This is a genomic window from Cognatishimia sp. MH4019 (assembly GCF_020177595.1).
Taxonomy (GTDB): domain Bacteria; phylum Pseudomonadota; class Alphaproteobacteria; order Rhodobacterales; family Rhodobacteraceae; genus JAHTBL01.
Window position 1 is genome coordinate 65,613 of record NZ_JAHTBL010000010.1, and the last position, 12,589, is coordinate 78,201.

At 58.2% G+C, this 12,589-nt stretch carries 15 protein-coding genes; all 15 read left to right on the forward strand.

The window, feature by feature from the left end:
• Positions 1 to 56: 56 nt before the first annotated feature.
• A complete protein-coding gene (locus KUW67_RS15695; protein WP_224826277.1) occupies positions 57 to 401 on the forward strand; it encodes a hypothetical protein in 345 nt (114 codons plus the stop codon).
• Entirely contained in the window at positions 401 to 2,116 is a 1,716-nt protein-coding gene (locus KUW67_RS15700) for a terminase large subunit (protein WP_224826278.1), read from the forward strand. The genes KUW67_RS15695 and KUW67_RS15700 overlap by 1 nt, the downstream gene beginning before the upstream one ends.
• A complete protein-coding gene (locus KUW67_RS15705) occupies positions 2,116 to 3,312 on the forward strand; it encodes a phage portal protein (RefSeq protein ID WP_224826279.1) in 1,197 nt (398 codons plus the stop codon). The genes KUW67_RS15700 and KUW67_RS15705 overlap by 1 nt, the downstream gene beginning before the upstream one ends.
• Positions 3,313 to 3,325: 13 nt before the next feature.
• On the forward strand, positions 3,326 to 3,991 hold the full coding sequence (locus KUW67_RS15710; RefSeq protein ID WP_224826360.1) for an HK97 family phage prohead protease: 666 nt from the start codon (positions 3,326 to 3,328) through the stop codon (positions 3,989 to 3,991).
• 9 nt (positions 3,992 to 4,000) lie between these two features.
• Complete coding sequence (locus KUW67_RS15715) at positions 4,001 to 5,254, forward strand: phage major capsid protein (protein WP_224826280.1); 1,254 nt, start codon at positions 4,001 to 4,003, stop codon at positions 5,252 to 5,254.
• 74 nt (positions 5,255 to 5,328) lie between these two features.
• A complete protein-coding gene (locus KUW67_RS15720) occupies positions 5,329 to 5,706 on the forward strand; it encodes a hypothetical protein (RefSeq protein WP_224826281.1) in 378 nt (125 codons plus the stop codon).
• The gene (locus tag KUW67_RS15725; RefSeq protein ID WP_224826282.1) at positions 5,706 to 6,254 is read left to right on the forward strand and encodes a phage head-tail connector protein; all 549 of its coding nucleotides are present in this window, start codon (positions 5,706 to 5,708) and stop codon (positions 6,252 to 6,254) included. The genes KUW67_RS15720 and KUW67_RS15725 overlap by 1 nt, the downstream gene beginning before the upstream one ends.
• Positions 6,254 to 6,610 (forward strand): phage head closure protein, encoded by a 357-nt coding sequence (locus KUW67_RS15730; RefSeq protein WP_224826283.1) that lies wholly within the window; start codon positions 6,254 to 6,256, stop codon positions 6,608 to 6,610. The genes KUW67_RS15725 and KUW67_RS15730 overlap by 1 nt, the downstream gene beginning before the upstream one ends.
• Complete coding sequence (locus tag KUW67_RS15735) at positions 6,607 to 6,996, forward strand: HK97-gp10 family putative phage morphogenesis protein (RefSeq protein WP_224826284.1); 390 nt, start codon at positions 6,607 to 6,609, stop codon at positions 6,994 to 6,996. The genes KUW67_RS15730 and KUW67_RS15735 overlap by 4 nt, the downstream gene beginning before the upstream one ends.
• Complete coding sequence (locus KUW67_RS15740; protein ID WP_224826285.1) at positions 6,993 to 7,412, forward strand: DUF3168 domain-containing protein; 420 nt, start codon at positions 6,993 to 6,995, stop codon at positions 7,410 to 7,412. The genes KUW67_RS15735 and KUW67_RS15740 overlap by 4 nt, the downstream gene beginning before the upstream one ends.
• Position 7,413: 1 nt before the next feature.
• Complete coding sequence (locus KUW67_RS15745) at positions 7,414 to 7,830, forward strand: phage tail protein (RefSeq protein ID WP_224826286.1); 417 nt, start codon at positions 7,414 to 7,416, stop codon at positions 7,828 to 7,830.
• Positions 7,831 to 7,877: 47 nt separating this feature from the next.
• Complete coding sequence (locus KUW67_RS15750; protein WP_224826287.1) at positions 7,878 to 8,213, forward strand: hypothetical protein; 336 nt, start codon at positions 7,878 to 7,880, stop codon at positions 8,211 to 8,213.
• Positions 8,214 to 8,337: 124 nt separating this feature from the next.
• Complete coding sequence (locus KUW67_RS15755) at positions 8,338 to 11,463, forward strand: tape measure protein (RefSeq protein ID WP_224826288.1); 3,126 nt, start codon at positions 8,338 to 8,340, stop codon at positions 11,461 to 11,463.
• Complete coding sequence (locus KUW67_RS15760; RefSeq protein ID WP_224826289.1) at positions 11,463 to 11,825, forward strand: phage tail protein; 363 nt, start codon at positions 11,463 to 11,465, stop codon at positions 11,823 to 11,825. The genes KUW67_RS15755 and KUW67_RS15760 overlap by 1 nt, the downstream gene beginning before the upstream one ends.
• Complete coding sequence (locus KUW67_RS15765; protein ID WP_224826290.1) at positions 11,825 to 12,586, forward strand: phage minor tail protein L; 762 nt, start codon at positions 11,825 to 11,827, stop codon at positions 12,584 to 12,586. Before KUW67_RS15760 ends, KUW67_RS15765 begins: the two co-directional genes overlap by 1 nt.
• Positions 12,587 to 12,589: the final 3 nt, after the last annotated feature.

The following is a 12,589-nucleotide window of genomic DNA, read 5'->3' on the forward strand; positions in this document are numbered from 1 at the left end:
AAGACCCGCGCGGTCGGAAGGCGTATGCAAAAAGCAAGGCAAATCAGGAACTTGTCGTGGACCTGCGCGCCGGGGGCATGACGCATGGGGAGATCGCCACCGTTCTGGGGTGCGATGAAAAGACCTTGCGCAAGTATTATTCCCGCGAACTTCACGAGGGGGCGATTTTGGTTCAGGCCGAAGCCATCCGCGTGATGATGCGCAAAATGCGCACCGGCAACATGGCTGCGACAAAACAGGTTCTGGAAATGGCCAGCCTGCAGAACACGCCCATGAAAAAGCCCCAGGCGGCTGAGCCAAAGCCCGAACCTTTGGGCAAAAAGGCTTTGCTGGAAAAGGGCGCGTCCGAAGTGCCGTCCGGCTGGGGCGACCTGCTGGGTGACGGGAAACCGGTGAACTGATGCCCTTTGACTTCGCTTGCCCCGACTGGATTGAAAAGCTTCAATCCGGCAAAACGCCGATTCCTGAACTGCCGCTGGATGATGTGGCGGCGGAACGTGCGGTCGGGGTGTTCAACAATCTGCGCCTGCCGGATGTTCCCGGCAATCCTTCTCTGGGCGATGCGGCTGGCGAATGGATGAGGGAAATTGTCCGCGCCGTCTTCGGATCGATGGCTACTTCCGCCGACGCGATGGCGTCCCGTCAGGTTGGCGAAGTCTTCATCCTTGTTCCCAAGAAAAACGCCAAGACCACCAGTGCCGCCGCCATCGCGCTGACGTTCATGCTGCTGAATGAACGCCGTCACGCGGACATGCTGATCATCGGCCCGACCCAGAAGATTTCGGATGTGGCCTTTGAACAGGCCAAGGGCATGATTGACAGCGACCCGGAAGGGTATCTGCAGAAGCGCTTTCATGTCCAGGACCACAAGAAAACCATCATGTGCCGTGTTACCAAGGCGCGGTTGATGATCCGAACCTTTGGCATGGACGTTCTGACTGGGGCGAAGCCAGTCTTCTGTTTGATCGATGAAGTTCACATTCTGGGGTCAATCCCCCATGCCGCTGATGTCATTCGCCAGATCCGGGGCGGCATGCTGCCATTCCCCGAGGCGCTGTTGGTGATGATCACCACGCAAAGCGACCATCCGCCAGCGGGCGTGTTCAAATCGGAACTGCAATATGCGCGCGGAGTGCGGGACGGCAGCATCACGGAAAACGTGCGCCTTCTGCCGGTGCTGTATGAATTCCCCGAAGACATCCAGACCAGCGAAGACCAGAAATGGCTGGACCCGAAGAATTGGTTCATGGTCACGCCCAATATGGGGCGGTCCATCAATCTGGACCGGCTTGTCGAAGGGTTCGAGCGCGCCAAACATGACGGCCCAGGCGAAATCGCAGCTTGGGCCACCCAGCACCTGAATGTCGAAGTGGGCCTTGCACTTCACACTGACCGCTGGATTGGTGCTGATTATTGGCAGTCCTGTGCCGAACCGTGCCTGACCAAAGCAGAACTGTTGCGCCGCTGCGATGTTGTCGTGGCGGGCTTCGACGGTGGTGGCCTCGATGACCTTGCTGGGCTGGTTCTGATCGGGCGTTGCCGCGAAACACGCAAGTGGCTGTTCTGGGCGCATGCCTGGGCGCAAACTGATGTGTTTCAGAAACGCAAAGAAATCGCGGCGCGGTTGCGCGATTTCTCGGATGATGGCGACCTGACCATCTGTCCCGAAGGCGACCCACAAAGAGACTTCCGCGAAGTGACCCAGATCATTTCGGAAATCAACGATATGGGGCTGCTGCCTTCCCATGGCGCGGTCGGGCTGGACACCTACGGCGTTGCTGATCTGGTCGACATGCTGCTGGAAGCTGGGCTGACCGAAGACCAGCTTGTCGGGGTGCCACAGGGCTACAAGCTTTCGTCTGCCATCTGGGGCATGGAACGCAAGCTGAAGGACCGGTCGCTGCTGCATGGCGGCGCACCGATGATGAACTGGGTTTTGGGGAACGCCAAAGCCGAACTGCGCGGCAACAACATCTACATCAGCAAATCTGCGGCGGGCAAAGCCAAGATTGATCCGCTGACGGCAGGTTTCAACGCCTTCCAGCTGATGGCCCGTAACCCTGAGCCTGCCGGGCGCGGGTCAATGCTGCTGGACATGGAAGAGGTGCTTGTCTGATGTTCCGTTTTCTTCAGAGAAAATCAGCCGTGGAAGCGCGCATCCTTGAAGCCATCGACAGCGGTGTGCCGGGTAGCGCGACGGCCATCAAGGTATCTGCAGAACAGGCCTTGGGTGTCATGGCCGTCTTTGCCGCAGTGCGGGTGATTTCGGAAGATGTCGCCAAGCTGCCCGCGAAGCTGAAGCGCGAAACCGAAGACGGCAGCGAAACCGCGACGGCGGAGCCTGAACACATCGTTTTGAGCCGTATCGGGAAGCCCGCCAGTGAAGAGGATGACGGCTTCACCGCCATGGAATGGATCGAAGCGGTTGTGGCAGCAGCAGCGCTTGGTGGGTGCGGCGTGGTCTATCTGAACCGGGTGGGCGGTAAGGTCCGCGAAGTGGTTCCCATCAAACGCGGTTGCTGGTGCGAAGAGCGGGGGAAATGGCGCATCAAATGGCGCAAGGACCGTTGGGAAGAGGTCGACCGGGCTGATTTGATGGTGTTGCGCGGCCCGCAGTTGGGCATGGACGTAACCCAGACCGCGCGTCAGGCCATCGATCTGGCGCGGCGGTTGGACATGATGATGACCAGCCTTGCCAAGAAAGCGGGCCGGGCCAACGGTATCATCAGTTCGGAAAGCCTGAATTCGCAGGACAAGGCCCAGACCTTTGTCAGCCGCATCAAGAACTATTTCGGCCCGTCCGGCGATGGTGGCCTGATGCCTGTCGACCTGGGGGCGCTGCACTATATTCGGCTGAGCATGACGCCGGAGGAACTGCAGCAAGACAAGACCTATTCCCGCGTTGTCACCCAGATTGCCAGTGCCTACCGCGTTCAGCCGGCGCATTTGATGCATGCCCTGACCGAACACAACAACGCGAGCCTCTACAGTTCGAACCGCCAGCACGTCGAGGTTTGCATCCAGCCTTGGACCAAGCGCTTTCGCCAGACCTTCGACAAGGATGTGCTGGGCGAAGCCAGAGTTTCTGAAGGTTACTATTGCGACATCGCCCTTCAGGGACTTCTGCAGGGCGATCCAGATTCGCGCGCCAAGCTTTACATGGCATTGCGAACAGTTGGCGCGATGTCGCCGCTGACCGTGGCCAAGTTGGAAGACCTGCCGACCAAAGGTGTCAGTGATGACCCGGCATTCCCGCTTTTGACCAACCCCAAACCGAAAGAAGAAAAGGACGGCGACGATGATGACGAATGATCGTTGTCACCCGATGGAACGCAAGTCGGCCGTCGAGGTGGCAGAGGGTCTTGTGACCCCTGAATTCAAAGCGGCCAAGGATGGCACCGTGGAAGGCTATGGTGCAATCTTCGGCAATATCGACAAAGGCTATGACATCGTTGAGGCGGGCGCATTTGCTGACAGCCTTAAGGGCGGCGTCAAGGTCAAGATGCTTTGGCAGCATGATCCCTACAATCCGATTGGTGTCTGGGATGAAGTCAAAGAGGATGACAAGGGCCTTTGGGTTAAAGGTCGCGTCCTTGGTGACGTTGAAAAGGGCCGCGAAGCCACGGCCTTGGTCAAGGCTGGCGCCATTGACGGTCTGTCGATCGGCTATCGCACATTGGAATTCCGCGAAGCCAAGGTCGCTGACCGTTGGGTCCGCGTGATCGAAAAAGCAGAACTTTGGGAAGTGTCTCTGGTGACCTTCCCGATGAACCCCGAAGCGACCATCGACTCGGTGAAGGCCGCGGCCATGTCGCAACGGGAATTTGAGCGTCAACTTCTGAGGGATTCGAAGATGTCGCGCAGTGTCGTCAGCGCCTTGATGCGGGACGGCTTCAAAGGTGTTCAGGCCCTGAGTGACTCGGGCGATGAGGACTATTCCGAACTGCTGGAAGCCCTGGAGGCATCCAGTCTCATGAACTCGTTGTCATAGGAGGAAATCATGGCAACTCTTGCAGAAGTGAAAGCAGCGATCGAGGATCAGGCCAAAGGCACCCAGACGTTGCGTGACGAAGTGAAAAAGCTTCAGGGTGATGCGGTCGACCGTGACAGCTTCGCCAAGTTGGAAGCACTGGTGACCGATCTGGACGAAAAGCGCCAGAAGATGGAAACCGAATATCTGGCGGAACTGAAGGAAGCCAAAGAACTGGCCGAAGAGGCATCTCTAAAGGCGGGTCGCCGGGGTTCCGGGACCGATGAAGGCCCGAACGAAGACCAGATCGCACACAAGTCGGCCTTTGTCGATTTCATCCGTGGTCATGGCACTGCGGATCTGAAACACGCCGCCGACGAAGCCGAGAAGAAAGCCCTTGGTTCTGCCACTGGTTCTGGCTCTGGCGTGGCCGTGCCCACCGTGATCGCGCAAGACATCCAAACCAAGACCAATGATGACAGCGTCATGGCTGGTCTGGTGAAGGTCGTTCGCGTCGGCACCAGCGATTACAAGGAAATCGTGGACAAGGGCGGTATGGGCTTCGGTTGGGTTGGTGCGGGTGATGCCCGTGCGGCGACCGGCAAGCCGGATGTCTATGAGGTCGAACCGGCCATGGGCACCGTTTATGCCTACCCCGAAGCGCAGGAAGAGCAGCTGGACGATGTGTTCTTCGACATCGAAAACTGGTTGGTAGACTCGGCCCGCACGTCCTTCGCCAATGCGCGCGACGTGGCGGTGATCGCCGGTGACGGCACCAAAAAGCCGCTTGGCCTGCTGGGCACAGCGCCCGTTGCTGATGCCGATGGTGCGCGCGCGGACAAGGTGTTCCAGTTCCTGGCGTCGGGCAATGCGGGCACGATTGGTGATGCGGACAAGCTGGTCGAACTGGTCTATCTGACCAAGGCCCAGTATCGCGCCAATGGCCGGTTCCTGATGAACTCGCTGACCACGTCCAAGGTGCGCACCATGAAGGACGGCGACGGTCGTTTCCTCTGGGCCGATGGTCTTGCAGTTGGCCAGCCCGCAACCTTGCTGGGTTATGCAGTGTCCACTGCCGAAGCCATGCCTGGCATCGCGGCCAATGCGACACCTATCGCCTTCGGTGATTTCCGTATGGCCTACACGCTGGTCGAACGTCATGACCTGCGCGTGACCCGCGACGAAATCACCAAACCGGGTTTCGTCAAGTGGCACATCCGCCAGCGTCTTGGTGGCGCGCCCACCAATGATGATGCCGTCAAGTTCCTGAAGGTCGCCGCGTAAGCCGGACCTGCAGGACAGTAACGCAATCACCCCGCGAGGTTCACGCTTCGCAGGGTTTTTCATAAGGACATGACATGAAGATCAAACCTATCCTGCCCTTCCGGGCCGTGGTGGCCGGTTCGGCTTACCCCAAAACTTTCACTGTGGATGATGATTTGGCCCCTGATTCGGAAGCGGCGAAAGCTGCGCTCGAACTTGGGTGCCTCAGTGATGAAGATGCGGTTACAGTCCGCGAGGCGCTTGGTTTGGGCGTAGACCAAACCAGCGCCGCTGCTGACAAGGCCGCTGCTGACAAGGCCGCTGCTGACAAGGCCGCTGCTGACAAGGCCGCTGCTGACAAGGCCGCTGCTGACAAGGCCGCTGCTGACAAGGCCGCTGCTGACAAGGCCGCTGCTGAGAAGAAAGCGCAAGGCGCAGCACCAGAAAACAAAGCGGGCGGAGCAAAAGACTGATGCGCCCGTTTCAAGTGGAAGCGCCGCAGGGCGTGTTGGTTCCCGTTGAAGAACTGCGACAGCAGGTTCGTGTGGATACCGATGAACAGGATAGTTTGATCGAGGCCTATGAACAGGCCGCGGTTGACTTCCTTGATGGCTACACTGGTCGGTTGGGCCGTTGCATCCTGCGCCAGAAATGGGCGCTTCCGCTTGTTGGCAATCCCCAAGCGGTATTTCTGCCGTTCCCTGATTGCCGAGAATTTGCCATCGAACGGCTTGATGATCAGGGTGCTTGGGCACAAGTGGCTGGTGTCACTGTAACTCAGCTGGAAGACTATGCGCTGCTGGTGGACCTGCCCAGCGATCAAACCGGCCTGCACCTGACGTGCTGGGCGGGATGGGCAGCTGCCGACGATGTGCCCGAAAATCTGAAACAGGCGGTGCGGCTTCTGGTTGCGCATTGGTTCGACCCGGAAGCGGACAGGAATGCGCGGAGCATTGCGCCTGGCGGGTTGCCGAACTCCGTTGCGTCGATGATCCAGCCGCTTGTGCATGTGTTCGTCTGATGCGCGCTGAAAAATTCGACACGCGCGTGACCTTCGAAGAAAAGGTCAAAGTGCCCAATGGCGGCGGCGGTCACACCGTTGAATGGCGGGAAATGCTGGGCGCGGACTTGGGTAAACGGTGGGCAGCGGTCTGGCCGGTTGCCCAGGATAAGTCCGACGAAGAGGCCACCGCATCACATGTCGGCAATGCGCCAGACTACAAGCTGACGGTTCGCACCGATCGCGGCACCCGCACTGTGAAATCGGACTGGCGCGTCATGATCGATGGCCAGCCCTTTGCCATCAAATCTGTTGCCCGCCCCGACCGTGCGCGCGGCACCATCACCATGATCATTCAGGAAGGTCAGCCGACATGAGCCGTTTGAAAGGGGTCACAAAGGCCCGTGCCCGTGCCCGTCAGCGTCCTGACATCCTCGATCAAAAAGCCGTGGCCGCGATTTCCGACACGGTCGATGAAGTCCATCAGGCAGGCCGCGCGAACATCGACAGCATGGTCAAGCGCCGTAGTGGCCTTTTGCGCCGGCGCTATCGCAAGGCCGTGCGAAAGCAGACGAAAACCGGGAAGGTTGGCTACATCACCAAATCTGCCCAACGCGCCGCGTTCTATGCGCGGTTTGTGCATGACGGGACCAAATTTGCGACGGCGCGCCCGTTTCATGATTTGGCTGTGGCCCAGACTGAAGGCGCATATGTTCGCCGCATGCGCCGCGCTTTGGGTTCTACAATCCGGGGCCGCAAATGACCGTCGCACAGCGCTGGCCGCTTCAGCAGGCCGTTTATGCTCGGTTGGTCGCGCAGCTGGCCGGTCAGGGCGTCGATGGTGCGGATGTGCCGGTCTATGACCACGTCCCGTCTAATCCGCCCCGGCTGCATGTGCGCATCGACGGCTTTGGCGTCATTCCCGGTTCGACCTCGAATGGGCGCCGGGCACGTCACGATTTTTCCGTGCATGTCTTCGATGACAATACCGGCACCGATACCGGCGCAGGCACGGCAGAGATTGCGCGACTTCAGCCCATCGTGGTTGCCGCGCTTGAAGATTGGTCACCGTTAGTTGGCGCGACGGGGATCACGCATATCAGCAGCAACAGCGCCGCAGACGAAGACCCGTTGACCCAGCATGGGGTCAGCCGGTTCTCAACCTACATAGGAGTGTGACATGGGCACAGCAGTGAAAGGCAAGGATCTTCTGATCCACATCCACGATGGCGGCGATCCGGGCGGCATGGTGGAAGTTCCCTACCAGGGGGACGCAACCTACAATCCGGGCAAATCGTCCAACATTTCGGTCACCAAAAACGGCAAGCATCCGTATCAGACCGAAGAGGGTGCGACCATCACCTTTTCGTTCGAAAAAGAGCGCCCGGCGCTTGCGGTTCATACCCGCCTTCGCACGCTGTCACAGACCGGCGATGCTGTCGCTGTCGAATACAAGGATAGCAATTCCGGCGGTGAATCCTATTCCGGCAATGCCGTCATCACCCTGGGTGAAGAGGAAAGCGGCGTCGAAGGCGTCATCAAGACCAACGTGACCATCGCCTTTGTGGATGATCCGGTCATCGGGAACGTCGCCTGATGGCGGGTGGCGTTGTCCAGGTCACCCTTGGGGGGGCTTCATACCATATGAAGCCCACCTATGGGTCCATGCGCGATATTGAGACGCGCACCGATTTCACCATCACCGAACTGCTGGAATTGGTGATCGCGCAGCGTCTCAAAATCCAAGAGGCCGCTTTGGTCATCTGGTTTGCCTGTCAGGCGGCAGGCGAAGGCTTCGATAGCATCGAAGCCGTTGGCGATGTGCTGTTCGAAGAAAAGCTGACCAGCCCTGCCTTGCGCAAATCGCTGTCTCAGTTTTTGCTGAACTGCCTTTACGCCCCGCTCGATGCAAAAAAAAAGTTCGAAGACGAGGTGGCCCCACTCCTGATGGCGGACCTCGATCAGAACGCGACTGGTTAGAAACCACATTTTCCTTTGCGGTCGTTCATCTCGAATGGCCCCCATCTGATTTCTGGCGGGCCACGCCATTTGAGTTTTGGCCCGCTCAGCAAATGCATCTGAAGAAAGTCAAGGCACAGTCCAAATGACAACCGAACGTCTGGTCACAGAATATACAGCTGACACGCGGAACTTCCGCCGTGGCGCACGGGTCTATGACCAGACCTTGGCGCGTCAGGAACGGCTGACCAATGACCGCCTGTCCCGCATCGATCGACGGTGGGAACGGTCGACCCGGTCAATCCTGAATACGCGGACGGCACTGGTTGGTTTGACAGGGTATGTCGGCACCCAGGCCCTGCGCGAATTGCGCAATTATGCCGAAGGCTGGCGAGATGTCGAACGCCGTTTGCAGAGCATCGGTGTCGTTTCGGCAGAGGGTCAGAAGAACCTTGTTCAGTTGGCCTTGCGCACAAGGTCCGCAGTCGGCGGCACAGCGACCATCGTGCAAAGGTTTCAGCGGTCTACTGGGGCGGGTATTGAGATCACAACGCGCCGCGTCGAAACTTTGCAGAAGCTATTGGCGGTTCAGGGTGCGACGGGTTCAGAGCGGACAGCGTTGGGCGTGCAGCTGGGTCAAGCCTTGCAGTCCGGTGTTCTGTCCGGTGATGAATTCCGCACCATTCGAGAGAACGCACCAATTGAGTTCCTTGATGCGCTCGCAAGCGCCGCAGGTGTCACACGAAAACAGCTGAAAGCGGTGGCAGAAGACCAAAAGTTGACGACAGACGTGGTGCTCCAAGCATTAGATGGCCTCGCTGCAACGGCAGACCAAAAGTTTGGCGCTTTAGCCATGTCTGGTGACGAAGCTTTTAACGTTCTGGTGACAGGTCTTACGGCCTATGTCGGTGGTATTGATGAAGCTTTGGGTGCTACGGCAGCGATTAACGGTGCCATGGCAGGTTTGGGCCAAATCATGGCTGAATCTTCTGGTGGTGGTGCGGATCTGGCTCGTGCCATTGAAATCGTTGGCTCAGTCGCATTGGCAGCTGCGGGCGGAAAAGGGTTGGGCGCACTCCAATCGTCTCTTCAGTCCGGTACTGCGGCGCGTCGACAAGATGTTGCGGCATCACAGGCCCAAGTCGCTGCCAGCCGCGCTTTAGTTGCTCAGGCAGGTCAAGAATTGAACGCGGCCAATGCGCGCCAACGCGCGGCAAATCAAGAGTTACAATTCCGATTGGCTGCGGGTCGCGCTCATAAGACAGCGCGCCGCTCGGCTGCGGCTGCTGATCGTGCGCAAGAGCGGGCCGCGCTGGCGCTGGCTGGCGCACACGCGCGGGCCACTGCGGCTAAAAACGGTCTGGTTGCGGCCCAGAACCGATTAAACATGGCTTACCGTGCAGGCATTGCTTTGGGCCGAACGATGCGCGGTGTTATGGCGTTTTTCGGTGGTCCGGTAGGCTTGGCAATTACTGCCATTGGCGCGTTGGCCCTGGGGATGGCATCGGCCCGCACTTCAACAGAGCGTCTTGAATCAAGTATTGGTGACCTGAACACGACGATGGGTCGCTTGGAAGGTGTCAATGACACAATCCTCTCAGATCTTGAGCAATTGAAACTGTCGCAAGACAGGCTGTCGACTGCGGTTCAAGAAGGTGGTGAGATTGCCGTTAATGCGGCTCGCAAAGAAGTCTTGGCAATTAATGACAGGATTCGGGCAAATGCCCTGTTGCGACAGGAACTTGCAATTCAGGCAAGGCTGCGTCTCAACGATTTGGAAAAACAGCTTGAGGCGGCAGAGCGTGGTCAGCTGGAGAACCTAAGACAGGCATATGCTCAGGCTACCGGAGATCTGGAACTAGGGGCGATTGATGCCACCTATGAACAATTGGAACAATTTAGAAAGCAGCTAGTAGCTGCTGCCGATGCAATCATCAAAGCTGGTGGGTCGACGTCTGATCTGACTGATGAAATGCGTTTGGCGATGTCCAGCACTGCAGAACTCGCTGCTGAAGTCGAGGCTGCACGGCAGAAATCAGAAGCTCTTTCTGCAGAAGGCGAACAAATTGAGATGTCTTTGAACGGCGCTGCAGATGCTGCCGCCGCTCTTGGTCAGACTGATGTCAGTTCTGAGATTTCGCGCGCAGCTGACGAAGCGGGGCGATTATGGTCAAATCTGGCGTCTGCTTTGAATATTTCGCCCGCAGTGAGTGCGCGCCGTGTCCAAGCGGGCATCGCAGATGGGTCTATCCCGCCGCAAGCCGCTGCGGATTTGCCAAAGACCGAGGCGGATCGCGCTATGGACCGTGTCCTTCAGACGCGCCGCCAAGTAGCGGCTGCTGCGGCAAAAGAAGCGGCGCGACCCAAATCGCGATCTGATGGTTCTCGCGCGCGCTCCGAAGCGAAAGAAGCGCGTGATGCTGAGCGTGATTTGTCAGCAGCGCGCGAACTTCTTGTCGAGAACGGCCAGAAGGCGCTCTACATCGAACAAGAGTTGAATGCCGAACGTCAGCGTTTGCTGGAATTGCTGCCCGCCCTAATCGACATGGGCCTGTCGCGGGCCGATGCGGAAGCCGTCATAAATTCGGAACTTCAGCGCACGGAAGAGCGCCTTGGCCGTGTCAAAACTGCGAGTGAAGAGGCTGCAGAAGCATTTGCTCGAGGCATCATGTCGGACATTCGCCAAGCTGAGAACCTTGGCGATGCCATCGGGCGAATTGGTGATCGACTACTTGATCTTGCTTTAGATCCCGTTTTTGACATGCTTACGCAACAGTTCGCGACAATGCTTACTGGCGGTGGTGCAGGTGGTGGCTTGCTGGGAAGTTTTGCCAGTGCTTTGTTTCCGGTTACCGCAAGCGCCAATGGCAACGCTTTCAATGGTTCGGGTGTTGTTCCTTTTGCTCGTGGTGGTGTGGTCGACAAGCCGACATTCTTCAATTTCGCAGGCAAGCGAAAAGGTGTGATGGGCGAAGCCGGACCCGAAGCCATTCTACCGCTGAGCCGTGGCAAGAATGGCAAGCTGGGTGTGGTCGCAGAACTGCCAACGACACCGGCGATGCCGGCCGGAGCGATGCAGGCGAATTCGACCTTCAGTTGGACCGGTGACATGGTCATCCAGTCGAACAGCGATCAGCCGCAGGATGTCGGCCAAGAGGTCACAGACCAAATGCGCGCCATGTTTGTGCAGATGTTCAGCAAGCAACTGGGGGATGCGATGCGCGGTGGCGGCATCCTCAACTCCACCTATCAGAAAAAGGCAGGTGCCTAATGGTGCTTGAGTTCAACCCTGCATGGGAGCCGACGCTCGAAGGCTATGCCGAAGACAAGGTGCCAAACGTGCGCCGCGCACAGTTCGAGGGCGGCTATTCGCAGCGTTCGAAAACTGGGCCGAATTCTGTTGGCCGTGAAGTGTCGCTGTCCTGGGAAGTCGAGCAATCGCAGAAGGACTACATTGATGGCTTTCTGTCTGATCGAGGCGGCGCAGAAGCGTTTCGCTATCAGCTGCCCTGGGATGCCGGAACAACCCTTTGGACATGCGATGCCTGGGGCAGCGTCCCTATTGGCAAGAGTCGTGGCGTAACCATGTGGCGCATCCGTGCCACCTTCCGGCAAGAATTCGACATCGTCTGATGGATAATTTTGAAGACCCAATGCGCCGCGAGTTGGAAGGTTTCGCGCTCGATGATGTGGTGGAGTTGTTCACGGTGGATGCGCGCATGATCGGCGGTGATGTTTACCGCTTTGCGCCCACGCCTGTGCCGGGCGCAGATTTTGCGCAGGCCCAACCTGTTTTCGGCGGTCAAACCTACGCGGTCATACCGTTTGAATCGGAAGGCTGGGAATGGTCCGCTGGTGGCACCCTGCCGCAGCCCACTGTGCGCTTTATAATGGCGCGCGAAGACGGCGATCAGGTGTCGGTCGCGGCTTATCTGATGTCGATGGTTGAAGCCTATGATGACCTGCTGGGCGCGCAGGTGCATCGGTTGCAAACTCTGCGCAAGTTCTTGGATGATGGGTCGGAACCTAACCCGCAGGCGCATATGGGCGTGGAAATCTACACCGTTGCGCGCAAGACCAACCAGACGCCTGACATGATTGAATTTCAGCTGCAGTCCGCGCTGGATTTGGAAGATGTGTTTCTGCCGCGTCGTCAGGTGCTGAACCATTGCCAGTGGACCTATCGACGGGCCTTGCCGGATGGCAGTTTCGACTATTCGAACGCGACCTGTCCCTATGCGGGCAGCAAGATGTTCGATGCCAACGGCAATCAGGTTTGGTCACCAGATCAGGACCGATGTGGGCGTCAGCTGCGCGATTGCAAACTGCGGTTCGGTCAAAATGCCAAGCTGCCCTATGGCGGTTTTCCCGGCGCAGGTAAATTCAGAGGTTGATGT

Coding starts and splice junctions, on each gene's coding strand:
- KUW67_RS15700 (WP_224826278.1), top strand. CDS start 401: ATGCCCTTTGACTTCGCTTGCCCCGACTGGATTGAAAAGCTTCAATCC.
- KUW67_RS15705 (WP_224826279.1), top strand. CDS start 2,116: ATGTTCCGTTTTCTTCAGAGAAAATCAGCCGTGGAAGCGCGCATCCTT.
- KUW67_RS15710 (WP_224826360.1), top strand. CDS start 3,326: ATGGAACGCAAGTCGGCCGTCGAGGTGGCAGAGGGTCTTGTGACCCCT.
- KUW67_RS15715 (WP_224826280.1), top strand. CDS start 4,001: ATGGCAACTCTTGCAGAAGTGAAAGCAGCGATCGAGGATCAGGCCAAA.
- KUW67_RS15720 (WP_224826281.1), top strand. CDS start 5,329: ATGAAGATCAAACCTATCCTGCCCTTCCGGGCCGTGGTGGCCGGTTCG.
- KUW67_RS15725 (WP_224826282.1), top strand. CDS start 5,706: ATGCGCCCGTTTCAAGTGGAAGCGCCGCAGGGCGTGTTGGTTCCCGTT.
- KUW67_RS15730 (WP_224826283.1), top strand. CDS start 6,254: ATGCGCGCTGAAAAATTCGACACGCGCGTGACCTTCGAAGAAAAGGTC.
- KUW67_RS15735 (WP_224826284.1), top strand. CDS start 6,607: ATGAGCCGTTTGAAAGGGGTCACAAAGGCCCGTGCCCGTGCCCGTCAG.
- KUW67_RS15740 (WP_224826285.1), top strand. CDS start 6,993: ATGACCGTCGCACAGCGCTGGCCGCTTCAGCAGGCCGTTTATGCTCGG.
- KUW67_RS15745 (WP_224826286.1), top strand. CDS start 7,414: ATGGGCACAGCAGTGAAAGGCAAGGATCTTCTGATCCACATCCACGAT.
- KUW67_RS15750 (WP_224826287.1), top strand. CDS start 7,878: ATGAAGCCCACCTATGGGTCCATGCGCGATATTGAGACGCGCACCGAT.
- KUW67_RS15755 (WP_224826288.1), top strand. CDS start 8,338: ATGACAACCGAACGTCTGGTCACAGAATATACAGCTGACACGCGGAAC.
- KUW67_RS15760 (WP_224826289.1), top strand. CDS start 11,463: ATGGTGCTTGAGTTCAACCCTGCATGGGAGCCGACGCTCGAAGGCTAT.
- KUW67_RS15765 (WP_224826290.1), top strand. CDS start 11,825: ATGGATAATTTTGAAGACCCAATGCGCCGCGAGTTGGAAGGTTTCGCG.